This is a genomic window from Flavobacterium branchiarum (genome assembly GCF_030409845.1).
Classification (GTDB): Bacteria; Bacteroidota; Bacteroidia; order Flavobacteriales; family Flavobacteriaceae; genus Flavobacterium; species Flavobacterium branchiarum.
Genome location: NZ_JAUFQQ010000003.1, coordinates 2,300,297 through 2,324,661 on the forward strand (window position 1 = coordinate 2,300,297; position 24,365 = coordinate 2,324,661).

A 24,365-nucleotide genomic window follows, 5' to 3' on the forward strand; every position below is an offset into this window, starting at 1 on the left:
ACTTTATTTTCCTGTTATTACTTCTAAAAATGCTCTAAAAAAATTAGATTTTTTTTTCTCTTTCTCATTGCTTAAAAATGAAGTCTTATTCCTTAAATCTAATTTGGCTTCACTTTTCAGGTTAGAGATTACAACAGTTACCTTTTGAGGAATCTCTAATTTGATTTCACATTCAAAAAAAATGCTATCTGGCACATGAGTCTTGGGATCGAGAAAATAATACGCAGTGTAGCTCCCAGCTGCTTTCTCAAGAGTATCATTTTCCAGATTATCATCTGGAAACAACAAATCATTTTCAAAATCGTTTTTGCTCCTTACATCAGAAAGGATCCCATTTTGAGTTACATTAACCAAATTATAAGCATCTACATTTGGTAAAATGCTTTGCTCAATGCTAAAAGAAACATTTCCTGTATTTTGTGATAAAGGAAACGCTATATCGCGCTTTGTGACAAGGTGCTCCGTATAGTCGATGTTTAGTTTATTAAAAAATACTTTTAAGAACCAATCTTTTGATAATGCCTCAAAAATAATTTCATTGTCTTTCAATCTATTTTCAAATTTGAGTAGAATCTCTTCCAATACTTCTCCTTGAAAATCCTTAAGCACTGCTAATTCTACTTTATACCAGCGATCACGAATGTCTTCAAAATTGTAGATTGCAACTAATTCTCCGTTTGGATCAATAACTACTTGCAACGGGTAAAAAACACTGGCCGTTTTCTCAGATAACTCATCAGCCTTGCTATCTGTCTCTTTCCCATCTACATATACTTGAGATATTCTATCAATTTCAATAAGCGAAAAACCATTTTCATCGTTAGCTAGCCATCTAACATTAATTTCTTCTTTCAAGCTGTGCTCTTGCTCCCCGTTTTTTATAGTGTACGTAGCCAAATAGTCTGAATCAAGTCCTTGAGGCGTAAATGGTAATTTGTAATTATTTACAAAATTTACGCCCTCTCGATGCGACTCTCTTTTTATTTTGGCTTCTTTAGATTCAATGATTAAAAATTTCAAATGTGATTTGAAATCAGCTTCAATTAAATCCTCTAGAGGGCATCGCATATTATGAAAAGCCCTCAGATATTGAATTTCGACATCTAATTCTTCAGCGACCTTCTGTAATGTATCTCCTTTTTTAATTTTATAAACAAAGTGATTATCATAAGAGAAATCAGGAATGTATAACATGTAGATAAAATTTAACGGTTTATAATATATCTTCTATATTTCTTTGCCCTTTTATGAGGCATATTCACCTTTAATTTGATATTATTTACTTTAAAAAAGTCAAAAAGTGACTCTATATAGTTGCTAGTAAATTGTCAAATAAAGATTTACGATTTAAATAAAAAGGAGAGGGAGGTATTACTAGATTACTAAAAACACTACGTATTAACAGGTTTAATAGCATTAATTAAGTTTAAAACTTTACGAATATACATATAAATTTTAAAAACAAGACAAAAATAAATATAATTGTGAGAAATTATTTAAATATTGTATAGTATTGAATCAATCCTAAAAGTTGTGCATGAATTGAAAAAAAGTTCTGTTTTTTGTATAAAATAAAATTAATACTAGCAGAATTCATACTAAGAATTATTGATATGGCTATTACAAATAAAAAATTAGAAGACTATTTACTAAGCCTAACTAACTTATAAAAACAGCAAAAGCAACATTGTTAAGGGTTACTTTTGATGTTTGATTATGGTTTGCTCACAGTTTGTGAGTACGAGTGTTACACTAGCTCAATGAATTCTGATTCTCGGACTGCGGGCAAAAGAAAGCCAAAATAGTGCTTTATGGAAAACCATAATACACATAATTTTTAATTAAATACATTTGGCCTTTATTAATTTATAAATTTAGAGAATGAAAAATGTATTAGTAACATTTGCATTGTTTTTTAGTATGTGGACTTTTGGACAAACTATAAATGGAATGCCTTTAAAAGATTTAGATGTTCAGTATTTGCAAATTTTAGGAACTTCAAAAATGATGTCTTCAAAACTTACAATAACAATTGACATTGGACAAAAGACAAAGTATTTTTCAAGTAATTCAGATGCTACCCTTTTAAAAGATGAAAATGGAGCAGGTGTAGTTTTTAATTCAATGATTGATGCATTAAACTTTATGTCATCACACGGATATGAATTTGTGACATCTAATATTGTAACAGTTAACGGACTAAATGTATATCATTATTTAATGCGAAAAAGAGTTTAAATAGTAGAAATGGTTTTGCGAAATTAGCTAAATGGCATAAAAAAGTAGGTCAATCTGGATTCAAGTCACTTTTGAACCTGATCCAGAAAAGGCACGATTCAAAATGGATCAAATCTCATATTATTTCAAAAAAAATCCCATTTCTTTCGAAATGGGATTCTCAACTTGTGACCTCGACTGGATTCAAACCAGTAACCTCTTGAGCCGTAATCAAGTGCGCTATTCAGTTGCGCCACGAGGCCTTTTTTATTTTTCCAACTCAGCTATTTTTTGTAGTTTTGTTGTGTGCTCATTGCGGGTGCAAAGATAAGAACAAATGTTAGATAAACAAGCAAAAAATAACAGAAAATTTAAAAAAAATGCAAATAAAAAACTACATACGTGATATTCAAGACTTTCCGAAAGAAGGAATTTTATTTAAAGACATCACTCCGCTCCTAAATGACCCAATTGCAAGAGAAGAATCTCTTAAAATTTTATTGGACTCTTTAGAAGGACAAAGAATAGACAAGGTAATTGGGGCTGAAAGTCGTGGTTTTTTCTTCGGAATGCTACTTGCACAGAAACTAAATGCTGGTTTTGTACCTGTAAGGAAACCAAAAAAGCTTCCTTATGAAACTATTTCGGCTGAATATGCTTTAGAATATGGTACAGATTCTTTAGAAATGCACATTGATGCTATTAAAAAAGGAGACAAAGTATTAATTCACGACGATGTTCTAGCCACTGGCGGAACTGCCAAAGCCATGTGCGACTTGGTAAATGAATTAGGAGGCGAAATTGTACAATGCAACTTTTTAATGGAGCTTTCTTTTTTAAACGGAAGAGATAAGATAAAAGAGAATCCCATTTTTGCCGCAATAACCTATTAAGGCATCACAAGGCTTTTATAATAACGAGAGCATAAATAATGCTATCACAATAACGATAAAGCTTAATATCGTCTAAAAAGCATGTAAAAGCTTGTTTATATTTGTTTCAAGACATGTTATAAAAAAAAACATCCCATAAAGAAAATTTTCTTTTGGGATGTTTTAATTTAAAAAGTGTGTTAAGCCATTTGTACTTCTTCTACTTTTAATATTTCTAGTTTTAGATTGCCTTTTTTAGAAGGCCACTCTATAAGCTTTCCTACCTTGTACCCTACCATTGCAATACCTTCGTCAGAAAGAATAGAAATTTTATTTTTGCTTGTTTTTGTTTTTTCAGGACCTACAAATACAACTGTTTTTTCTTCGTTGTTTACATGGTCTCTATAAGTTACTTTTCTGTTTACAGAAACAACATCTTCAGGTAAATCTCTTCTTAAAACCTGTGATGCCTTTTTAAGCTCAGCAAATAATAATGTTTCTTCTTCTACTGTTACTTTCTTTCTTCTTAAATGATCTTTTATTAAATCGTATATTCCTGTTGTTAAAATAATTTGTGACATAACTTTCTTGAGTTGCTTCGTTTCTCATTAGGCATGATATATAACTCATCATTAAATATCGTATAGCTCTATAACTTTGGATCCAATGATACCATGGCCCTAAATGAAAATTGAAGGTTAAAATAAATGAGCTGTCTAAATAAAGGGGTCCCTGTCTAGAGTTTTGACAGGGCTTAAAGAATAAACTCTTTTGAGCTTCTTAAGAAAGTATCGTCATGCAGGTATAACAACGTACCCAAAAGGCACATCAAGTGATTATCTGTTAAATAAAAATTTGAAGTAGTCATTATTATAAGCTGCTATTAATTCTTCGCAATATACACCCTTTTTTTGAAAGAAAAAATTTTCAAAAAAAAGGGCAAATATCACAAAATAAAAAAGTTATATTTTTACAGTATATAATCTTAAAATAAGACATTTAAAGCAACAATACCTTTCAAATACTAAGAAAGGAATGTTTTAAAGCCTTACGTAAGCTGCTAATTGCACTATATTATTAACAGTATTATTATTTTTACCAAGCACAAATTGATTCATATACCCTGCTTCGATATCAAATTTAGGGCTCAATCTCCACCCTATTGCTAAGTAAGCTCTGTTTTGGTCAAAGAACTTGCCGTTGGGAGCATTTTCTACATTAACAAATACTTCGTTCTGTAAGGCTACAAAAGCACCATTGGTAAAAGTATTAGTGGCTGAAAGTGGGAATATTGAACGAGTGAAATAACGTAATCGTTGTGCAAAATCGTAACTATCGGTCACAAGTTCGTTTTGATCAATTGTAGGTTGCCCCATAAAACGCTGTTCTAACCTAAAACGATGCTGTAAAGAAAGAGGACGATTAACTGCTGTAAATTGTTGGTTAAAGATAAACTGTTCCCATATTCTATGCTCTGGAACCCATCCATCAATATCCATAACAGTTCTATTATTCCCAATATAGGCATAACCAATCGTGGCGATCATATTGCTTTTGATATTATAATTCAATCCTGCTCTGGCGATAAAAGATTGAGTATCTTCTAATTTGTCGGTGCTTCTCACCTGTCCATCAAAATGGATACTAAATTTATTATCCAACTTATAAGTAAAGAAAACGGCATTCCAACCACTAAAAGTATTTTGCGTTTGTGCGCTTAAAGTTGTACTAAACAAAAGAACTATAACACTGAATAAAGTAAAAAAAGGTAATCGTAAAAGCATATTTTATTAAATTAATTAATGGAATCGCTAATTTATAGAATTTATAATTTAATTGTACTTTCCATATTGTTAATTCTTATTTTAATTAAAAAACAGAACAATCCTTGTTAATTTATTACAAAAAACTTAAAAATTACAATACTATTTTTCTACAATTATAAAAACTAAAACTTTTTATATGCCTTAATAATTTACCAAGAAAACAACAGGCGCAATTGTTAAGTCAATTTTTCTTATCTTTAAGAAATTGACTCTGTTTTATAAAATAGTATGATTGAAATTCTTAACCTTGACAAGAAACATTATCCAACCGGATTTAGTGCTCACCAAATTAAATCTCAAGATAACACGCTTTTAAATAAGTCATTCAGAAGTTCCTTTTACCAAATGTTTTGGGTAAGATCGGGGGAGCTTACGCTTAATTTGGATAATAATTTAATCCATCTGAATAAATTCGAATGCAGTTTCGTTGGTATCAACCAAGTGTTTAGCGTAGAAACCTCATCCAGTTTTGAAGTACTACTCGTTTGCTTTGAAGAAGATTTCTTTTGTCGCACTGATATTGACAGACAGTTTTTAGAATCATGCATATTTTTTAATTCCGATCAAGCCGTAAAATATAAATTACACAACTCTTTAAAAAAAGCCATTGTTCAGTATCATCAGTCCCTACTCCACTTATGTAGACAGCCTTACAATGAATTAATGTATCACTTTTCACACAACACTGTAGAGCGACTTCTCCTTTTTACTCAAAAAGGATTATTAGATAAGTCTTATAGTCCTATTGAAACATTTAAAAAATCTGAAGTAAATCTTGCTAGGAATTTCCGAAAATTGGTAAAAGAAAATCTCAAGGAAATGAGGTTTGTAAAGGATTATGCCGATAAACTGAATATATCAATTAAAACTTTAAATGAAGTATGTAATAGTATTTATGGTAAGTCACCTAAAAAAATAATTATCGAAGAAATTGTCATCGAAAGCAAGCGTTTACTTCGATACACTGACTTAAGCATTAAAGAAGTTGCATTTGAACTTCTCTTTATAGATCCTAGCAATTTTATTCGTTTTTTTACAAATGCCACAGGAATGTCTCCCAAACAATACAGAACAGAATTTGAAGAAAAAAGAGTGTACATTCCAAAACCAAAATCAACAACAAACACAACAACAAACACAACAACTAAAGAGTAAAAATAGATCTCCCAAAGAACCACTACAGGAATTATTCAACACTAGATAACCACATCCTATTAGAAACACAACTCATTAATAAAAAGCGACTTAAACTTTAAATCGTTGTGTTTTTCTGTCATAAAATGACACTAAAAACTCCGTTTTTGACTTTGACATCCGTTGTTCACTGAAGTACTTTTGTACTCTCTAAATGATTTAGGTTTCCTGAATGTTTGGAGCGTAAACTTTAAAACAATTATTAAATGAAAAAATTTCTAATAGCTGCATCATTTGCAATTATTGCAATGTCAGCAAATTCTATTTTTGCACAAACTACAAACCTTAATGTAAATGTTGCAAACGTTTATTCACTTGAGGTAACTAATCCAACGGTTACTATCGGAATGAATACTGCTGCAAACTTTACAGGAGGTAATACAACCGGTTCTTTACCGAACCACGTTAAAGTTAGTGCTACAAATGGTTATAAAGTAACAGTTCAGGCTGCTACCGAGCTAACATCACCTGGAAACGATGTTATTCCAGTATCAACCGTAGTTGTATCAACTACTCCTGGAACTTACTCTGGTGCATCTGGTAGTATTGATGCAGGATCAAACGCAACTTTTCCTGGAAATGCTCAAGCACTTAGCGTAACGACTCCAGTTGAGATTATTTCCTCAACTACAGGTGATATTCGTGGATTTAACATGCAGTATACAATTCCTCCAGTGAGTGCTCCTGTATATTTAAATAAGCCTGAAGGTATGTATAGCACTTTGCTTACTTATACTATTGTAGCAAACTAAAATAGTAAAAACTTTTATAAATGGCACTAATCTGATATTTTGGGTTAGTGCTGTTTTATATATTCTATTTTCTTAATTAAAATTTCTTCTGGAGAAGCATGTTGTTTAACCATTAGAAGCATAATTACAATTGAAAACTTTAAAATACATATTATTTTATATTCTGTTATTGCTTAGTCCTATAGCATCTATAGCTCAAAGTATAGGTTCTGCACAAACGCAAGTAAACATTACTATTGCGCAAGTACAAAGCATACAGATAAGCCAGCCAACTGTTAGTATCAGTATGGCTAAGCCTTCGCATTTTCTTTTTGGAAATGACTCAGGACAACAACCCAACCATATTAAGGTAAGTTCTAGTACTCCTTATGAAATAACTGTAAAAACAAATTCTGAATATTTTTCTCATAACGGAAACAATAGTTCATTACCTGTAAATACAATTGCTGTAAAAACCAGCATAGGTAGTCTTGCTAATTCTAATGCTACTCCTCCAGCAGGACTTCAGGTAGCGCCAGAAGTTATGCTTTCTACATCACCTACAACAATTATAAAATCTCCAGCAGGCGAATGGGGTCGCGGCTTTCATGTAAACTATTCAATACCTGAGACAAAATCACCAAGTTACCTCAACCGTAAAGCAGGTACATATAGTACTACAATTATGTATTCGTTAATTCCTCAATAATTGGTATATTTACTATTACTAAACATAAAAAAAATGAGAAATTTCATATTGATTCTAATTGGATTACTCATCGTAAACCAAGCACAAGCTCAGGCTGGTATTTCTGTATCGCCAGGGCGTTTGTATTATAAATTAAATGCAGGAGCATCAGGTTCACAATATATCAACTTAACCAACCCAACTGATAAAGAACTTGAAGTAGGTGTTTCATTTAATGATTGGGAATATGAAGCCTCTGGCAATAATAAAATTGCTGAAGCAAATACACTTCCAACTTCATGTACCGACTGGATTCAAATATTACCTAGCTCCTATTTTGTTGTTAAACCTGGTGAAACCAAACAAGTAGAAGTACTTTTTAAAGTTCCTAACAATGCAGATACAACTATACCCGTTCATACAGGAATGATTTTCTTTACCCAACTAAACCCAGGCACGGCCATTGACCAAAATGGAGCTGCCATACAGGTAACTGTAAGAATGGGAGTTAAAGTATATCATAGTTTTATCAAAGAAAATAAAGTTCTTGTTGATTTTGTAGATTTTACAACCTATGCAGACGATAATAAAAATAAAATTATTGAACTAAAAATAGAAAACCAAGGTGATCTATGGGCAGATGGAAAAGTAAAATGGGAACTTTTTAATACTAGTACTGGTAAAAAAAGCACTTTAAAAGATTCCGAATTCTACACGCTACCTAAAGATATTAGAGTATTAAAGCAACAATTACCAACCGATCTTGCCAAGGGAAATTATACCGTTTCTGCAATTTTAACTTTTGGAGAAAAAGATATTATAAAAATTGCAGAATTAGAATTTAGCCTATGAAACAAATAATAACAATCATCTGTTTTTTCTTTTTTACACATTATACTACCCACGCGCAATATATACTAGGTGGCTATAATGGCGGGCAACCTGTATTTTCTACCTATGCAGAAATGGTATCAGGAAAAACACTAAACAATCAAATTTCTATTCCTTTGCAATATTATGGCCCCCATATAAATGTAAACGAATGGAAACTTACTGCAAGGCTAACACAAGATTTTACTAGTGATGCTAATAATGCCTATACTGTAGGAGCACAATACAGTTCTCTGAAATTTAATAGTCAAGAAAATAGCGGCTCAGAAAATGGAATGCTTGTAAATGTTCCTACTCAAGTATTTCAGTTAAGTAAATACAATGAAGTTACACTTATTCATAGCAATGTAAATTTAAATGGTGCCGTAAATAGAATCTTTCGTTATAATTTAAGTGTTCAGGGAGGTAATCATTTATTGGTAACTCCAAACGGAATGTATAACTCATCCTATGAATTCAAACTTTATAAGATCTCAAATGGAATAGAACAATTGATTGGTATTTATACTTCCCCGATCGGAAGTGCCAGATTTCAGTTGTCTTTTGGTGGAAATTTCGGAAGTCAATCTGTTATGCTCCAAAACGGTGCACAACAATTTAATATAAATTATAGCACTGCAACAGATTATGCAACAGAAAAATCGGTTACAATAGCAAATGCTTTACGTGTTAACACCTATAACTCGCAACTCGCTGTAGAGGCATCAGGAGATTTTATATCACCAGCATCATCCCAAACAATACCACTTTCTATTTTAAAATTGCAGTTAAGCACTAATCAATCCTACAATGGGTTACAGATTATCTCTCCCATAACTCTAGCACCAACAACACAGCCAATAGCTATTAAATCCAGTAATACACCTCAGGATATAACCTATAATGTAAAGTTTTTTATACCCGCAAATAGTCCTGGTCTTAATGTGAGTCCTGGAACCTATAGCACCCGTGTCTACTTTGTAATAATGCCAAATTAATACTCTTTGTTCATGTTTTGTAAATATTATAAAATACTTTTTTTTCTTACTGTCTTGGGATCAAGCATAAACACTTGGGCTCAAAACAATAGCTTTAGTATAGAATTTACAAACCAAAAAATTGAAACAAATAGCAAAGGAGTTATTGATGCTTACGTAAAAATTGTAAACACTAGCTCCCATTCTATAGAAGGATTATTTGATACGCATAGTAGTCATGAGGATCTTTATCTTTCGTTGCGAAAACCAAAAAACATTACTCTCCCTGCCCATGATAGCATCTTTATTCCGATAAAAGCTATTGTGAGTGCAACTGCTAAAGCAGGTAATCGAAGCACTATTGAAGCAGTTTTTACAATTGTTGGAACACAGGAAACCAAAAGCGTGTTTTTACCTGTTTTTATAAGTGAAAGAAAATTAGTTAAAGTGATGCTACTCGAAACAAATTTGATTTATGAAAGAGTTGGCGATAGTCTTTCTATACCAATACGAGTTTCAAACGAAGGAAATACTGCTCAAAAAATTACTATTCTAGCTCGTTATCCAGATTTTATAACGCGAAATGCAATAGAAAATACAGATATCAATGTTCCAGCTTTTACAGATACTATATTGGTACTAAAAAAGTTAGTTAACAAAACAGTATTAAATCAAGAAGACATTACTATTAACATTACCGCTCTATATAACAACGGAGATATTATTAATAATGGGACTGTGCGAGCCAGCTCTATTAGGCAAGACCGAAGATATGCTTCTCCATACAACCCCGATTACAACCTTTCGTTTAACCAAACCAATCAGGTTACAGCGAGCGTACAACACAACAGCGACAATACAAACGCTTATTATATATATGCTAATGCACAAGCAGAAATTAACCAAGGAGTCCTGCAAGCCAATGTAGATGTTAACTGGTGGGAAAACTCAGATCAGGTTTTTTTGAGAAATACTTGGCTTAGCTATAAAGAAAAAAGCTATGGGGCAACAATTGGAAATATATCTAAGTTTTTTGACCTCAATCTAATTGGTAGAGGTGCTGAAGGATTTTACAAACCCAATGAAAAAAACACCATCGAAGCGGGTGCAATTGATAAAACGTATAATTTAATTGATGATTCTAGCTTGTCGTTTGGCAAAGCTGCATGGGCAATGTTTACACACAATAACGGGTGGATGCAAAAAAATGGATATGAAAACACCATTATCTATGATGATGACACTTACTCTGGAACAAAAAACTACTTGGCATCATCGCGCTTTTCATTGTATACATCCGAAAACTTTAATCTTAGAGCTGGTGGCGCAATTAGCAATCTTGCATCTCAATTTGAAACTGACAATAAAATTGGTGGTGCTGGAGAAATTCAGTTTAATGGGAAGTTGAAAAATTTGTTCTATAGCAGTTCCAACTACCTCAGTACGGGTTACTTTTCAGGAATGAGAAAAGGAGTTATTAACCTTAATGAAAGAGTAAATCTTCCGATGGGTAAATTCAATTTATGGGGCGTGTACAATTACCTGTCTGCTAAACCAGAATCATATGCTAATCAGTTTACATCAACACATTTTTCGACAGCACGTTATGATATAGGCGCATCAAGACGATTTTCATCACTAATTGTTTCACTATCTCCTTATTATTACACAGAAAACCGTAAAGAGCAACTCTTTAGCTCCACAAATCCAAAGGAATATTCTATGAAAGCTGCGCGAATGACTTTGGGATTAACCTATTACAATACGCCTACCAATCAAAATGTGTCTTTGTCTATAGAAGGAGGACAATTTACTGCCAATACAATGGCAAAAAATGAATTTCATTATAAAGCGAACTTTATTTACAGTTGGAAAATACTTAATCTTTTAGCTTTTTATCAATACAATAATTTTTACCTAGGAGAAATCATTGCCAACTCACAATTGGGCATAGAAAAAACATATACCAACTTAACCATCTCTCCTACTTTACAACAAAAATTTCTTAATGATAAACTAACTGTTAATCTCGGAATGGTATATTCTAAAAACAGCATAATTAGTGAATCTTTTCAGATTAACGGACGTCTTGACTATGACATAACAAAGGATTTTAGCATTTTTGCTTACAATTATTACAGTGATTTTTCGACTAGTATAAATACATTGAACACAATACAAATAGGATTGACCAAACGTTTTAATCCAATAAAAATTGATAAAACGAAAAGCGAACTAGAAGTTTATGTTTACTATGAAACAGGAGACAAAGACAAAACAACTTCTAAAAATTCACCAGCAACAAATCAGCTTGTAATCATTGATGGAAAGGCTTTTAGAACAGACAGCAAAGGTATTCTGAAGTACAGATCGTTACCCGCAGGCACCTATACTATAAAACCTGTCAATACCAATGAATGGTATGCTAATGCTGTGAAAACAACTATAAATACAGATACAAAAATTGCGATTGGCTTGAATAAAACTGCTTCAATAAAAGGATCTCTGTCTTATATTGCTACTGATAAAAGTTTTGATATAACCAAGAAAAAGGGAGGGCTACCAATAATTGCAATTGATGACAATGGTAGTGTTTTTACAACCAAAACGGATGAAAATGGAAACTTTGTATTGTATGTACCAAAAGGATTATATACTGTGAGCCTTGAAAAAGGAAGTATATCTGATTATGTAGAAGTAGAAAACAACAATATGTTGATAAATGCAACCCCAGAAACTATAAAGGAAGTTAATTTTACTTTAACCATAAAAGAAAAGCGTGTGGAAACAAGAAAATTCAGTTCAAATGGTTTCAAAAAACAATAACCTTTGTTCCTTTTTATTAGCACAAATAATTTTCTCAATTAGATAGTGAATAGCATACAATTTTGGTTTATTCTTTTTCAATCACCAATGGCAAAGTAAACTTAAATGTACTGCCTTTTCCTGGTTCGCTTTCGATCCAAATTTCGCCTTGATGCATTTTTATAAACTGACTACAAAGTAATAAACCAAGTCCGCTACCTCTTTCATTTTCTGTACCTCTTTGAGTTACTTTTTCGTTAATTTTAAATAAATTTTCTTTTATATCATCAGGAATTCCAATACCGTTATCTGTAATGGATATAGCTACTTTTTGATGCTTTTTTTCAAACCTAACAGTAATCTCACCATGCTTATCAGTAAATTTAATTGCATTAGTTAATAAGTTACGTACAATAGTGTCAATCATATTCTTGTCTACTTCGACTTCAATAAGTTCCGATGATTCAAAAGAAAGACTAATGTTTTTATTTAAAGCTGCATTCTTATTGAGTTCGATATTTTCCATAATCAGCGTATTTAGCATGATTTTTTTAGGACTAAACTCGATCATTCCTGTTTGTACCTTCGACCAGTCTAAAAGATTCTCTAATAGCTTGTAAGTATTCTTATTTGACTCATGAAGCATTTCTATGATTTCTTTAATTTCTTCGCGACTGTAGTCTTCTATGTTTTGTGTCAATATTTCCGAAAGTCCTGCAGAAGATCCCAATGGCCCTCTCAAATCATGCGCTATGATAGAAAAGAATTGATTTCTATCATCCAAAAGTTTCTTGATTTTAAGATCTTGCTTTTCTTTTACCAATAGCAAAAAACCAACTGTACCAATTAGCGCCAGTAGAAACAAACTTATACTGTACAAACTGTCAAAAATACTGTAAACAAAAAAGTCTTTTTGCGGATTAAGATAATTGTGTATCATCCTTAAAATAATCAAAACTTCAAAAGCAACGTAACATAGTATGTAAAAAGTACGGAAAAAATTATATCCTTTTTCAGTGAAATAACAAACCGTTACAGGCAAATAAATAGCAAATACTCCAAGTGATACAATTAAAATACGACTGTTAATCGTACTCCCTATTAATACAATTATATTAAAAACTAAAACTACAATAATCGTAATGCTAAGTTGCAACTTATAACACCTATTCGATTTTGTCTTGAGCATAGATAGCATGGCTATAGTTTCATAATAACATGCAAAAAAAATGAGCGTGTTAGCAATATTGATAGAGACAAAATCTGAAATTAAACCTCTTAACAGAATTAAAGTCCAGCCAATAGTAAGCAACAACTTGCCACGACCGAATATTTTTAATGTTTTCTTATTATCAGTTGTCGCATAAGAGAATGAATAACTAAAAATAAGAATACAGATAAACAAGTTTGCCCAAAAATAAAGCAGAAAAACCGTTTTAGGATCTAATAGAAAAAGTTTGTGCATTATTGATTTTAGGGGGATTAAAAAAAGCAATCGCCAAATATACAAATTAAGGTAATAACCGAATGTAATATTATACTGAACTTGTTTTCCCTAATTTATCAATTAGTCCCTTATAAATACAATAAATAACATTATTAAATGTTTATGAAATAGGCATTACTGTATTTAACTTTCAGATTAGTCCCCATTTATGCATTAATAGTTAAGAGAGATGAAAAAGATATTATTTTTAATTTTCATGATTGGTGTTTCCGTTCAAGGATATACACAGGATGAACTCAAATCTAAATTTAAACCGATTCCTCCCAAAGAATCAAAAATAAAAAAAACTATTCCGCCAAAAGAAGTTCCACCAAAAGTTGATCCACCTCCTATTGTAGAAAAACCAGATCCACTAAAAATAAACCCCGAGGAACTTTTTAAAGACACAAATTTGTATAAAAAAGAAGCTAATGTTGAAGGAATATTTTATAGACGTAACCAATATTTAGGAAGTTTTAAAACAAAATCATTAACATCAACAATTCGGTATCGCGATGCGGCTTTTGTAGACGGGGATAAGATAAAAGTGTATTTAAATGATCAGATAATTGTTCCTGAAGTTAGCTTGAATGGCGATTTTCAAGAATTCAAAATAAATTTGGTAGACGGAATTAACAAAATTGATTTTGAAGCACTAAACGAAGGCTTCGCTTCACCAAATACAGCCGAATTTCAGGTTTATGATGACAAAGGCACTGTTATAGAATCTAGCCAATGGAATGTGGGAACTGGCTACAAAGCCACTATTAGATTAATCAAAGAGTAAAAACATAGCCTTCAACATAAAATTAAATAGGAACAGAATTACTACTGTTCCTATTTAACTAATTTTGGATTATAAATCCGATCAACCTTTTTTGAGCTAACGCTCCTGTGCAAAACTAATACAATAATTAGTTTTTATTTTATTCGTTTTATTTCATTAAGTCCGTAAAGTGCACTAATGGCTTCTAAAACTTCATCTTGATTTTGTGGTACATCCCAACCTTTTTTAGATAATTCATTTCTAACTTCAACTTCTGTTTTCTTTTTTAAAAAATGATAAAAAGTAAAATCAATAACATCTACAGGAACTCTTTGCAATTGATACGAAGCAATATTAGAAATTAACTTTGATAAGGCTATATAATAAGTAATCACAAATTGCAAAATCCAACTTATTACCAATCCAATCCAACCTGTATTGATTTTTTTGATAGTTAATCCTTCCTCCAAACGTAGTTTCATAAACTCCAAAAAGCCTATTCGATCTAAATTATATTCTATTAAAATTATTTCATATTGAAAGTATTGATTCAATAAATACGTTAAAACAACCATTCCAATAAGTAGCTTTTTAAGCTTATTAAATTCCGTAAAATTAGAAACTTCTATAAGCCATTTTAATGAAAAACCAATTGCTAAGCCAACTAAAGATTCAAATAAAAAGATAACATAAAAGCCAAATACAGATAATTGAGCTAGAATAAGAGCCAATACAATAGAAACCAAAAAACCACCGATTAATACAATTGTAAAATTTGCATTTTTAATTTTATTTGGTTTCGAAAGGTTTTCAGGAATGACATAATCATCCCAATTATCTTTTCTATCAATTTCAACTTCAAGCTTTTCAATTGATTCTCTATCTAAACTTTTTTCGATCTCTTTAAAAGCATGAATAAATAGTTTTACTCTTTTTGAGTTCTTACCGTTATCCCAAAATTCATTTCCTAAAGATTCACTTTTTACAGTAATTTTTCCATGATTAAAACTAATCGAAATAGCCTCTGTCCATTTGTCAACACCAAAACTGCTTTCTTTTCTTTTAGCTTCTACTAGTTTATCTCCTTTATGCACTAAATCCCAGTGCAGCTTTTCAATAGTTTTTTCAGCAATTGCTGTAAATACTTTCTCGTTTAAGTTGGTTCTAAATTCTTCTTCAAATTTTGGTGACCAACCAAAACCATGTTTTTTATCTATCGTTTTCTCATATGTTTTTAAACTTTCTTCCATCAATTTTTATCGTTTTATTATTTAGATACTATTTTGCAAAGGATTATATTTTTCAAAGATGCGAATTTTAACTAAGTATTTTCTGCTAAATAAAAGTAATATCTTTTTTATATCATTCCTTTAAATAATTTCAAAAACAGTTTTCTAAATCCTATCTCCAGAAAAAACTAAAGAGGAGAAATAAAATAAATCCCAAATAAAGATTGCTTTTTTTGTACTGGCAATCTTTTGTCATAAATTTGCACTTTGTCAAAATCGGCAAATATTTAAGTTTTAAATTTCTCAAGTTAAATTAAATCTGAAGTAGCAAAACGTTACTATCAAACACAGTATCAATTGTATCGACTATTTTTTTTCATATAGAGAGGATTTAAGATCAAGTGAAATATAGAAAAAAGTGAAAAAGGAAGAAACAAGCTGGACTATTTGCCAAGAATGCCAAGGACGAGGTAAAAAAAACCGTGGAATTAGCAAGAAAGCAAAACTGAATTACCAAACAGCATTAGAGCTATTTGAAAAAACAAATGAGGGAGAAGCTCCAGTTCCTCCTAAAGGGCATCTTCATACCTGCATAAACTGTTCCGGATCAGGTTTAATTCCTTCTACTATACATCCTATTGCTGATACAGAAAACTATCCTCACGTTGCTATCATTGGTGGTGGTATTGGTGGTGTAGCGTTAGCTGTGGCATGTTTACACCGCAGAATCCCGTTTACTCTTTATGAACGTGATAACAACTTCGAGGCACGTTCTCAAGGCTACGGACTTACATTGCAACAAGCTAGTAAAGCAATTAGAGGATTAGGAATTCAATCTCTAGAGAATGGAGTAATCTCAACAAAACATGTTGTTCATACTACAGATGGAAAAATTATTGGAGAATGGGGACTCCGAAAATGGATGCAACCAGAAGCAACAACATCTTCCAAACGTTCAAATATACATATTGCAAGGCAAGCTCTACGCCTGGCATTACTCAACCAGCTTGACGGACACGATACGGTACAATGGGGACATCAATTAATCGATTTTAAGCAAAGCGAAAATGAAAGCGCTGAACTAAATTTTCAAGTCAATGGAGAAATAAAAAACTCCAAAGCAAATCTTGTAGTTGGAGCCGATGGTATTCGTAGTTCTGTGAGAAAATTGCTCATTGGCGATGACCATACTCCCTTGCGTTATCTCGATTGTATTGTCATATTAGGAATTTGCCCTTTAAAAGCGCTCGAAGAACATACAAGTACTTTATTAGATTCTGCTACTGTGTTTCAAACTGCCAATGGAAATGAACGAATTTACATAATGCCTTATACAGCAGACTCAGTAATGTGGCAACTTAGTTTTCCAATGTCTGAGGAAGAAGCTAAAAATTTAAGCGCCCGAGGTCCAAAAGCGCTCAAAGAAGAAGCATGTCGCAGAACACAGTGGCATGATCCGATTCCGCAGATAGTAACAGCAACACTAGAAACTCAAATTTCGGGTTATCCTGTTTATGACCGAGAATTACTCAAACCTGAATTATTTAACGAAGCTGGACAAGCAACTCTAATTGGAGACGCTGCGCATCCGATGAGTCCGTTTAAAGGACAAGGTGCAAATCAAGCGCTATTAGATGCACTGATGTTAGCTCGAATAATTTCAAAAAATTGTGGCCCTTTATCAGAATGGAAAAAAAATGGATTAAGAAAAACTGTATTAACTGAATTTGAATCGGAAATGCTAGAACGTAGCGCTACCAAAGTAAAAGATTCAGCTGAAGCAGCACAGTTTCTTCATTCCGAAATTGTACTTCATGAAGGCAATACGCCTAGAGGAACTTTTGCGAAAAAAAAGACGCCTGAATTTTATTGATGCTCTTACTATTCTGTATTTACTTTTAACTGAACTTATTCGTTGCTATGCTATTCAAAATATAACATGTATAAATTACCAAACATGCTACATCTTTAATTTTTAAAGACGAATAATTTAAAACTATTAATTGGCTGATTACCCTATTTTATTAATCTAATTTATGATTGATACGCCATGATTTTATAAATGAAATTTATCTTCTTTCCATTTTAAAGGATTGGCTTCTATATAATTCTGAATAGTATCAAATGCCCTTGAGTTTCTAATAACATGATCGTGAAAACGTGTTTGCCAATTAAAATCTGGATTGATTTTACGCATTTCAAAACTGCACCTTCCCTTGTACCATCGAATAATACGCGAAATATTCTCTTGCAACATTGGGTTTTTATCTCCACAAATTCCCCCAATATTTTCATTTTCACTATTCGTTACCTTCGATTGTGATTGAGGTGTCAAAAATGGTGCTTCTATACTATTATCAGGCATCGTCTGTAATTTATTAATTATCAGAATTCCATGCGTGTGATTGGGCATTATGACAAAATTACCCAATTCGACATACGGAAATTGATCCGGGATTTGTGCCCAAATATTATGCGCAATTTCACCTAATTGATTTAATTCCATTTTAGACATGACAATTTCACCAAAAAAATGTTGCCTTTTATCAGTGCATATCGTTATAAAATATGCCCCATCCGTTCCGTAATCCCAATTTTGTAATCGTGCCGATGCGATACGGTATTTATTTTTAAATTTTTTCATATTTATTAATGTGATTTTATATTATGCCCCATGACGCAACGCAACGCAACGCAACGCAACGCAACGCAACGCAACGCAACGCAACGCAACGCAACGCAACGCAACGCAACGCAACGCAACGCAACGCAACGCAACGCAACGCAACGCAACGCAACGCAACGCAACGCAACGCAACGCAACGCAACGCAACGCAACGCAACGCAACGCAACGCAACGCAACGCAACGCAACGCAACGCAACGCAACGCAACGCAACGCAACGCAACGCAACGCAACGCAACGCAACGCAACGCAACGCAACGCAACGCAGAGACGCGATTAATCGCGTCTCTATCGGTATCGGTATCGGTATAATCATCGATATCATTACCATAATCAAACCGCGTACATAACGCAAACATGCCGCGTACATACCGATATAACCATAATACAAACAAAAAAGACCTTAAAAAGGTCTCTCTTAAAATAATGTATCTTTTATAAAAGGTTATTTCCCTTTTAACAATGTCTCTAAATATTCAACTTTATCTTTTTCGGCTTGAACCAAACGCTCATAAAGTTCAACCACTTTATCTAATGGATTGAAGGTTGGTTGATATTGAAAAGTTGAATTCAATGATGCATTATCATGATTGTTTACTGTATTACCAATAATATTAAATACAGCTTCTTCTGAAAAATTCTTAATTGCTTCTACGCTTACTCCTAAGGCTTTTGCTACTTCGATTAGTTTGTCTTCATCAATAGTTGCACTATTTTCCATAATCGAAACCGCTTGCTGATTTATTCCCATAGCCTGCGCTAATGCTTCTTGTTTCATGTCTTTTAATTCACGAATACGGCTAATTTTTCGCCCTATGTGATTTGGTTTTGTTAGTGTACTCATAGTTCAAAGATAATAATTACAAATAAAAAATAAGTTAAGTATGATACATAATTAGTTATGTATCCTATATGTACGGTATATGTACTGTACAGATTGTGCTCATATTACATAAAATAAGTAATTACTTACTTTGCATACAATGAGCAAAAATACAATTTTTCTGACAAATAACAATTAAAAAGTAAAACTATGAGAACAGAAGAAAAAGAATTATTAGACAACCTTTTTGAACATATCGGTAAAATCAGCTATTTCGAGAAACTCAAAAAAGTTAAAGGAAAACAAGATCATTTTACTGTTTCTATAAACACATTTAATTTTAATGAATTAAACTTAATGGTTTGCGATATATTAAAAGCTTGTGTATTAGCACTAGATAGCGAAAGTCCAAATCTCTCTCGGTTAATTCCTAATCGCGAAATAAATGTTTCAGGACTTCTTGAACTGGCGCTTCAGTTAATGCCAAACGAACTCGAATTACTTGATGAACTTCATGAAACACATCTAAAATTAAAACAGATAAGAAGTGAGGCTGAATTGTCATGACAGTTTTTACTCTTAAAATGGTTAAAAAACAAAAACTCCAAAATCAAATGACTTTGGAGTTTTTAAATTCTGTGATTCTTAGGAAACTATTTTATAGGATTTAAAAGAAGGCTTCAATTAAAAGGCATGAACAATCATCTCAATTCAGCTTAAAAAAGAAGAATAAATTGTAGTAAAAATATTTCCTATATTCGCTCAAAAAAAGCTAATTATTATATAAATTCAGCTAGAAAAAATGTTTTTGTGCTATTTTTGATTGGTATAAAAGAGTTATCCGCAACCCTAGAAATAAGTATAAAATGAAAAACCGAATTAAAATATCTATTCTAAATTTTCTGGTTATTATTTTTTGTAATCAAATGTTTGCTCAAACAACTACAACAAAGGAAATCCTTTGGACAACAGATTGGAGTCCAAATGGCAAATACATTGCAATTGGCGGAAATGTAGACATTTTGAAAATTTATGATTCAAGCAATCTAAAAGTATTCAAATCTCTTCCTATTCAAAACACAATAACTCGTGTAAAATGGCACCCATCGAAAAATATAATTGCTGTAGCTACTCAAATGTCAGGTGATAAATCAAGCATTATAGATTTAGACACGAATAAAAAAATTGAATTAAACGGAATTTCACCTGACGGAGCAAGAGGAATCGATTGGAATTATACCGGTGAATATTTGGCAGTTACAGACAATGACGGAAAGATATTTATTTTCAATAGTAAAGGAGATTTAATTAGACAAATCAATAACGAAAACACAAAAACTTTAACCGCTGTTAATTGGCATCCCAAAAAAAACATTTTTATAACCGTTTCGGACAAAATACGTTTATTTGACATTAGCGGTAATCTGTTGAATTCTATACAAAACAGAGAAGAAGAAGTAATGATATTGAGTGTTGCTTGGCACAATTCGGGTTCTTTCTTTGTAACGGGCGACTATGGAGACGAAAAAACCAAATCTTTACTTCAATATTGGGATGAAAACGGAAAATTATTAAAGTCTATTGATATCAGTAAAGGTGAATACAGGAATTTGGCTTGGAACTCAAAAGGAACCCAGTTAGCATCAGCGAGTGATGCATTGAGAATTTGGGACACTAAAGGCAACCTTGCTTCAGAAGGCAATTCTGAAGATTATTTATGGGGCGTTTCTTGGAATAAACAAGGAGACAAAATTATTACTTCGAGCATGGAACAAAGAATTATACTTTGGAATAATAAAGCCAAAAGAATAATCACAATAGAATAAAAGAAGAAAACTCCAAAATCAAATGACTTTGGAGTTTTTAATTATAATTAAAACTTTCATTTAGCTTAGAGAAATAAATTTTCTTATTCTAATTCAAATAGTACTTCTACATCTCCAGCACCAAGCGCATCATTTAAACCAGTTGTGTCATCAATACGTCCAAGATTGGTGTAACTGTAAGATGTTGTGAAAGATTTATAAAAAAGAACCAATGTATTATTGCCATACAACATCAGGTCTCCATTTTGAATATTTAATAAATTAGAAGTATTAACAGGTAAATTATCCGAGAGATTAAAATATTTCTCATTACCATTTAGCTCTTTCATAATGATTTTCATAGGTAACATTGCTTTAAAAGCAACTCCTGTAGCATTGTCTGAAAGTGTAACACTGAATGTTTTTAAACCAATCTTAATTCTTATTTTACTATTCATTACTTCGTTATTTATTGAATTTGTAGTATGCTTCTCTTCTTCTTTACTGCAAGATGCGAAAACTTTCAAAAAAGAAAACACTATAATAATTATTAAAAAAAAATGTTTCATTATCTTAACATTTTGAATATTAGAAACTTAAAAACAATACTATCCTTTTAAATATTTTGTAAAAAAGTCTTGTAGTTTATCAAACGGAATTAAATCTGTTTTATCATAAAGATCTACGTGACCTGTATTCGGAACATAATATAATTCTTTTGGTTCAGCAGCCCGTTTATAAGCATCTTCACTAAATTCTTTAGAATGCGCTTTATCTCCAGTGATAAAAAGCAACGGACGAGGCGAAATAATCTCTATATCGTTAAATGGATAAAAGTTCATAAACTTAACATTACTACTCAATGTTGGATGAGTTGTTGTTTCTGACGATCCGTTTTTAGGGGTATATTCCCCTCTTGCTGTACGATAGAAATCATAAAACTCACGCTGAATTGGATGTGTGTTTTCATCTAACTTATGTACAGTTCCGCTTGTATATTTTGTTTCCCCTCCAGCAAACTCAACATAACGTTGCTCGGCCGCATCGGCAATAATTTTTTTTCTCTCTGCAAGTGTTTGCGAATGATTCAATGCATTACGATTAGCCGATCCCATATCATACATACTCACAGTCGCAACAGCTTTTAATCTAGGATCGATCTTAGCTGCACTTATTACAAAACTACCGCTACCACAAACTCCAATTACACCAATATTATTTCTATCAACATACTGACGTGTTCCTAAGAAATCTACTGCGGCGCTAAAATCTTCGGCATACATATCAGGAAGAACCGCATTACGATGCTGTCCTTCACTCTCTCCCCAAAAAGATAAATCGATAGCTAAAGCTACAAATCCTCGTTGTGCCATATTTGAAGCATATACATCTGCACTTTGTTCTTTTACAGCTCCCATTGGATGTCCAACAATAATTGCAGGACTTTTTTCATTTTGCTTTATATTTTTTGGAATAAAAAGGTGCCCCGTAATCGCTAATTTATATTGGTTTTTAAAAGTAACCTTGTAAATTGTGACATTATCACTTACTTTAAAAGTTGTGAATTTTGTTGCTGTAATCTCTTCCATTTTTGTTTTATCTTTTTTGCTCTTTTGCGCGTAAGTTTCTCCGAACATTATAAGAGACATAATTATTAAAATTGAAATTCTTCTCATTTTACTTATTAATATTGTTAATAATTTTCAGAAATAGATTTAATAATCTTCGCAGGAATACCTCCTACAATAGTATTATCAGGAACATCTTTAGAAACAACTGAACCTGCAGCAACTATCGAATTTATACCTATTGTTACACCAGGGAGCACCGTAGCACCTACTCCAATCCAAGCTCCCTTTTTAATTACTATAGGTTGAGAAATTGTTGCCCTCCTTTCGGCTGGGTTAATAGGATGATTGGTTGTTATAAGATTTACCTTTGGACCAATAAGAACATCATCTTCAATAGTAATACCGCCCCTATCCATAAAAGTACAGGCGTGATTTACAAATACATTCTTTCCTATGTTAATATTTTCTCCAAAATCAGAATAGAAAGGTGGAATTACAAAAAAAGTTTTGTCTACTTCCTTACCAATTAATTCACTAAAAATAGCATTGATTTCTTGTATATCATCTGTTACAACAGTATTTAACTTTGCAGTAGTACGAATAGCTTTTTGAATGATCTTAAATAATTTAGGATATTCGGGATCATTTGGGTTAATTATTTCGCCAGATTTATCTCTTGTAAAAATTGAATTCGTTTCCATATTTGTTTGCATATATTAAGAATACAAAATTATGAGGAAACTAGATTTATCTAATAATAGGAATCAAACCTATAATTAAGAATTTCAAACCAAAGACAAACGGTAATTTTTAGGATTTGTTCCGGTATTCTTCTTAAAAAAATTATTGAAATAAGATGGATATTCAAATCCCAAAGCATAACCTATTTCGGCAATATTCCAGTCGGTATGCTGTAAAAGTGCTTTAGCTTCACTAATAATACGCTCAGAGATATGTGTTGTAGTTGATTTTCCCGTAACAGCCTTTACTACACGATTTAGATAATTAACATGTAACGATAATACATTTGAATAATCTTGAGCAGTTTTTAATTCAAGTGGTCTTTCGCTGGTTTCAATGGGAAATTGTCTTTCCAATAATTCGAAAAATACTGATGCAATTCGGGATTGCGCATTATTTGTATCAAGATAATTATCTGAAGGTTGCATTTTTAATGCCTCGTGAATTATTAAATTAATATAGTTACGAATCAAATCATCTTTAAAAGTATAATCTGTTTGTTGCTCTGCTATCATTTTCTGAAAGAGTGTATTCAAAAAATCCCTTTGCTCTTCGGTTATTTTTAGTATCGGCGTACCTCCAATCTTAAATAAAGATGAATGTTGCAAACTTTCAGAACGTTCAGATTTTAAAAATTCCTCAGAAAACAAGCATGTATAACCAATGTAGGTAGCCGAAATTGTTTCCCATGAATATGGAATATGCGGGTTGCCAAAAAATAAAACAGTCCCTTCTGCAGTAAAACTTTTATCCGCATAATGAATAATGCTTTGTCCTGTAGTCAAACAAATTTTATAAAAATCTTTACGACTATAATTACGAGTTGCATTACCATCACTTTCTATTTGAAACACATTAAAGCCTTTTAATTTTAGTTCAGTATTGAATTCTGAAATTGGGCGTGTGATTTTGTTTTGCATTTTACAAAGTTATAAAAAACAAACTTCAGTTCTATAATCTTCCTCTAATGAGATTAATTTGATTATAATTCATTCGATTATTACAAACCAAAAAAACTCCAAAATCAAATGACTTTGGAGTTTTAAACTTAACTAAATTTCTACAATCTAATTATAACT

At 32.0% G+C, this 24,365-nt stretch carries 23 protein-coding genes and 1 tRNA gene; 12 read left to right on the forward strand and 12 right to left on the reverse strand.

Annotation, left to right across the window (positions count from 1 at the left end):
- Nucleotides 1–3: 3 nt before the first annotated feature.
- Nucleotides 4–1,194: a hypothetical protein gene (locus QWY99_RS10615; RefSeq protein ID WP_290264700.1), complete on the reverse strand. Its 1,191-nt coding sequence runs from the start codon at nt 1,192–1,194 to the stop codon at nt 4–6.
- A 687-nt stretch (nt 1,195–1,881) separates the two neighbouring features.
- Between QWY99_RS10615 and QWY99_RS10620 the strand changes: the two genes are divergently transcribed.
- Nucleotides 1,882–2,238: a hypothetical protein gene (locus QWY99_RS10620; protein WP_290264704.1), complete on the forward strand. Its 357-nt coding sequence runs from the start codon at nt 1,882–1,884 to the stop codon at nt 2,236–2,238.
- A 168-nt stretch (nt 2,239–2,406) separates the two neighbouring features.
- On the opposite strand, the gene QWY99_RS10625 is transcribed toward QWY99_RS10620, so the two are convergent.
- Nucleotides 2,407–2,480 (reverse strand) — tRNA-Arg (locus tag QWY99_RS10625).
- Nucleotides 2,481–2,597: 117 nt separating this feature from the next.
- Between QWY99_RS10625 and QWY99_RS10630 the strand changes: the two genes are divergently transcribed.
- Complete coding sequence (locus QWY99_RS10630; RefSeq protein ID WP_290264705.1) at nt 2,598–3,110, forward strand: adenine phosphoribosyltransferase; 513 nt, start codon at nt 2,598–2,600, stop codon at nt 3,108–3,110.
- 179 nt (nt 3,111–3,289) lie between these two features.
- Here the strand turns inward: QWY99_RS10630 and QWY99_RS10635 are convergent, their stop codons facing one another.
- The gene (locus QWY99_RS10635) at nt 3,290–3,670 is read right to left on the reverse strand and encodes a GreA/GreB family elongation factor (protein WP_290264707.1); all 381 of its coding nucleotides are present in this window, start codon (nt 3,668–3,670) and stop codon (nt 3,290–3,292) included.
- 459 nt (nt 3,671–4,129) lie between these two features.
- Nucleotides 4,130–4,873, reverse strand: coding sequence for a DUF2490 domain-containing protein (locus QWY99_RS10640; protein WP_290264709.1), 744 nt, complete (start codon nt 4,871–4,873; stop codon nt 4,130–4,132).
- A gap of 270 nt (nt 4,874–5,143) precedes the next feature.
- Between QWY99_RS10640 and QWY99_RS10645 the strand changes: the two genes are divergently transcribed.
- The 6 genes from QWY99_RS10645 (at nt 5,144) to QWY99_RS10670 (ending at nt 12,201) form a co-directional block, all read left to right on the forward strand.
- Nucleotides 5,144–6,070, forward strand: coding sequence for a helix-turn-helix domain-containing protein (locus tag QWY99_RS10645; protein WP_290264713.1), 927 nt, complete (start codon nt 5,144–5,146; stop codon nt 6,068–6,070).
- Nucleotides 6,071–6,315: 245 nt separating this feature from the next.
- Nucleotides 6,316–6,861, forward strand: coding sequence for a hypothetical protein (locus tag QWY99_RS10650; protein ID WP_290264715.1), 546 nt, complete (start codon nt 6,316–6,318; stop codon nt 6,859–6,861).
- Between the two features lie 130 nt (nt 6,862–6,991).
- On the forward strand, nt 6,992–7,549 hold the full coding sequence (locus QWY99_RS10655; protein ID WP_290264717.1) for a hypothetical protein: 558 nt from the start codon (nt 6,992–6,994) through the stop codon (nt 7,547–7,549).
- 33 nt (nt 7,550–7,582) lie between these two features.
- Nucleotides 7,583–8,380, forward strand: coding sequence for a fimbrial biogenesis chaperone (locus tag QWY99_RS10660; RefSeq protein WP_290264719.1), 798 nt, complete (start codon nt 7,583–7,585; stop codon nt 8,378–8,380).
- Nucleotides 8,377–9,396, forward strand: coding sequence for a hypothetical protein (locus QWY99_RS10665; protein ID WP_290264720.1), 1,020 nt, complete (start codon nt 8,377–8,379; stop codon nt 9,394–9,396). The genes QWY99_RS10660 and QWY99_RS10665 overlap by 4 nt, the downstream gene beginning before the upstream one ends.
- Nucleotides 9,397–9,408: 12 nt before the next feature.
- Complete coding sequence (locus QWY99_RS10670; protein ID WP_290264722.1) at nt 9,409–12,201, forward strand: hypothetical protein; 2,793 nt, start codon at nt 9,409–9,411, stop codon at nt 12,199–12,201.
- Between the two features lie 67 nt (nt 12,202–12,268).
- Here QWY99_RS10670 and QWY99_RS10675 read toward each other — a convergent pair whose 3' ends face one another.
- Nucleotides 12,269–13,645, reverse strand: a complete 1,377-nt coding sequence (locus tag QWY99_RS10675; protein WP_290264724.1) for a sensor histidine kinase — start codon at nt 13,643–13,645, stop codon at nt 12,269–12,271.
- Between the two features lie 211 nt (nt 13,646–13,856).
- Here QWY99_RS10675 and QWY99_RS10680 point away from each other — a divergent pair, with 211 nt between their 5' ends.
- Nucleotides 13,857–14,453: a hypothetical protein gene (locus QWY99_RS10680; protein WP_290264726.1), complete on the forward strand. Its 597-nt coding sequence runs from the start codon at nt 13,857–13,859 to the stop codon at nt 14,451–14,453.
- A gap of 134 nt (nt 14,454–14,587) precedes the next feature.
- On the opposite strand, the gene QWY99_RS10685 is transcribed toward QWY99_RS10680, so the two are convergent.
- Entirely contained in the window at nt 14,588–15,682 is a 1,095-nt protein-coding gene (locus tag QWY99_RS10685; protein WP_290264728.1) for a hypothetical protein, read from the reverse strand.
- A 397-nt stretch (nt 15,683–16,079) separates the two neighbouring features.
- On the opposite strand from QWY99_RS10685, the gene QWY99_RS10690 reads away from it, so the two are divergent.
- The gene (locus tag QWY99_RS10690) at nt 16,080–17,534 is read left to right on the forward strand and encodes an FAD-dependent oxidoreductase (RefSeq protein ID WP_290264730.1); all 1,455 of its coding nucleotides are present in this window, start codon (nt 16,080–16,082) and stop codon (nt 17,532–17,534) included.
- Nucleotides 17,535–17,717: 183 nt separating this feature from the next.
- On the opposite strand, the gene QWY99_RS10695 is transcribed toward QWY99_RS10690, so the two are convergent.
- Both QWY99_RS10695 and QWY99_RS10700 read right to left on the reverse strand, forming a co-directional pair.
- Nucleotides 17,718–18,305 (reverse strand): transposase, encoded by a 588-nt coding sequence (locus QWY99_RS10695; RefSeq protein WP_290264732.1) that lies wholly within the window; start codon nt 18,303–18,305, stop codon nt 17,718–17,720.
- Between the two features lie 486 nt (nt 18,306–18,791).
- Nucleotides 18,792–19,190 carry a helix-turn-helix domain-containing protein gene (locus QWY99_RS10700; RefSeq protein ID WP_290264734.1) on the reverse strand — a complete coding sequence of 133 codons (399 nt, stop codon included), beginning with the start codon at nt 19,188–19,190 and terminating at the stop codon, nt 18,792–18,794.
- Between the two features lie 189 nt (nt 19,191–19,379).
- On the opposite strand from QWY99_RS10700, the gene QWY99_RS10705 reads away from it, so the two are divergent.
- Nucleotides 19,380–19,736, forward strand: coding sequence for a hypothetical protein (locus tag QWY99_RS10705; protein WP_290264736.1), 357 nt, complete (start codon nt 19,380–19,382; stop codon nt 19,734–19,736).
- A gap of 299 nt (nt 19,737–20,035) precedes the next feature.
- Nucleotides 20,036–20,995 (forward strand): WD40 repeat domain-containing protein, encoded by a 960-nt coding sequence (locus tag QWY99_RS10710; protein WP_290264739.1) that lies wholly within the window; start codon nt 20,036–20,038, stop codon nt 20,993–20,995.
- Nucleotides 20,996–21,078: 83 nt separating this feature from the next.
- Here the strand turns inward: QWY99_RS10710 and QWY99_RS10715 are convergent, their stop codons facing one another.
- From QWY99_RS10715 to QWY99_RS10730, 4 genes are all read right to left on the reverse strand, one after another.
- Nucleotides 21,079–21,543, reverse strand: a complete 465-nt coding sequence (locus tag QWY99_RS10715) for a cyclophilin-like fold protein (RefSeq protein ID WP_290264741.1) — start codon at nt 21,541–21,543, stop codon at nt 21,079–21,081.
- A gap of 39 nt (nt 21,544–21,582) precedes the next feature.
- Nucleotides 21,583–22,563 carry an alpha/beta hydrolase gene (locus QWY99_RS10720; RefSeq protein WP_290264744.1) on the reverse strand — a complete coding sequence of 327 codons (981 nt, stop codon included), beginning with the start codon at nt 22,561–22,563 and terminating at the stop codon, nt 21,583–21,585.
- Nucleotides 22,564–22,667: 104 nt separating this feature from the next.
- A complete protein-coding gene (locus QWY99_RS10725) occupies nt 22,668–23,246 on the reverse strand; it encodes a sugar O-acetyltransferase (RefSeq protein ID WP_290264746.1) in 579 nt (192 codons plus the stop codon).
- Nucleotides 23,247–23,330: 84 nt separating this feature from the next.
- Nucleotides 23,331–24,206, reverse strand: coding sequence for a helix-turn-helix domain-containing protein (locus QWY99_RS10730; protein WP_290264748.1), 876 nt, complete (start codon nt 24,204–24,206; stop codon nt 23,331–23,333).
- Between the last annotated feature and the right edge of the window lie 159 nt (nt 24,207–24,365).

Excerpts from the sequence above, each read along its gene's own strand:
- QWY99_RS10615 (WP_290264700.1), bottom strand. The coding sequence starts at position 1,194 with ATGTTATACATTCCTGATTTCTCTTATGATAATCACTTTGTTTATAAA.
- QWY99_RS10620 (WP_290264704.1), top strand. The coding sequence starts at position 1,882 with ATGAAAAATGTATTAGTAACATTTGCATTGTTTTTTAGTATGTGGACT.
- QWY99_RS10630 (WP_290264705.1), top strand. The coding sequence starts at position 2,598 with ATGCAAATAAAAAACTACATACGTGATATTCAAGACTTTCCGAAAGAA.
- QWY99_RS10635 (WP_290264707.1), bottom strand. The coding sequence starts at position 3,670 with ATGTCACAAATTATTTTAACAACAGGAATATACGATTTAATAAAAGAT.
- QWY99_RS10640 (WP_290264709.1), bottom strand. The coding sequence starts at position 4,873 with ATGCTTTTACGATTACCTTTTTTTACTTTATTCAGTGTTATAGTTCTT.
- QWY99_RS10645 (WP_290264713.1), top strand. The coding sequence starts at position 5,144 with ATGATTGAAATTCTTAACCTTGACAAGAAACATTATCCAACCGGATTT.
- QWY99_RS10650 (WP_290264715.1), top strand. The coding sequence starts at position 6,316 with ATGAAAAAATTTCTAATAGCTGCATCATTTGCAATTATTGCAATGTCA.
- QWY99_RS10660 (WP_290264719.1), top strand. The coding sequence starts at position 7,583 with ATGAGAAATTTCATATTGATTCTAATTGGATTACTCATCGTAAACCAA.
- QWY99_RS10665 (WP_290264720.1), top strand. The coding sequence starts at position 8,377 with ATGAAACAAATAATAACAATCATCTGTTTTTTCTTTTTTACACATTAT.
- QWY99_RS10670 (WP_290264722.1), top strand. The coding sequence starts at position 9,409 with ATGTTTTGTAAATATTATAAAATACTTTTTTTTCTTACTGTCTTGGGA.
- QWY99_RS10675 (WP_290264724.1), bottom strand. The coding sequence starts at position 13,645 with ATGCACAAACTTTTTCTATTAGATCCTAAAACGGTTTTTCTGCTTTAT.
- QWY99_RS10680 (WP_290264726.1), top strand. The coding sequence starts at position 13,857 with ATGAAAAAGATATTATTTTTAATTTTCATGATTGGTGTTTCCGTTCAA.
- QWY99_RS10685 (WP_290264728.1), bottom strand. The coding sequence starts at position 15,682 with ATGGAAGAAAGTTTAAAAACATATGAGAAAACGATAGATAAAAAACAT.
- QWY99_RS10695 (WP_290264732.1), bottom strand. The coding sequence starts at position 18,305 with ATGAAAAAATTTAAAAATAAATACCGTATCGCATCGGCACGATTACAA.
- QWY99_RS10700 (WP_290264734.1), bottom strand. The coding sequence starts at position 19,190 with ATGAGTACACTAACAAAACCAAATCACATAGGGCGAAAAATTAGCCGT.
- QWY99_RS10705 (WP_290264736.1), top strand. The coding sequence starts at position 19,380 with ATGAGAACAGAAGAAAAAGAATTATTAGACAACCTTTTTGAACATATC.
- QWY99_RS10710 (WP_290264739.1), top strand. The coding sequence starts at position 20,036 with ATGAAAAACCGAATTAAAATATCTATTCTAAATTTTCTGGTTATTATT.
- QWY99_RS10715 (WP_290264741.1), bottom strand. The coding sequence starts at position 21,543 with ATGAAACATTTTTTTTTAATAATTATTATAGTGTTTTCTTTTTTGAAA.
- QWY99_RS10720 (WP_290264744.1), bottom strand. The coding sequence starts at position 22,563 with ATGGAAGAGATTACAGCAACAAAATTCACAACTTTTAAAGTAAGTGAT.
- QWY99_RS10725 (WP_290264746.1), bottom strand. The coding sequence starts at position 23,246 with ATGGAAACGAATTCAATTTTTACAAGAGATAAATCTGGCGAAATAATT.
- QWY99_RS10730 (WP_290264748.1), bottom strand. The coding sequence starts at position 24,206 with ATGCAAAACAAAATCACACGCCCAATTTCAGAATTCAATACTGAACTA.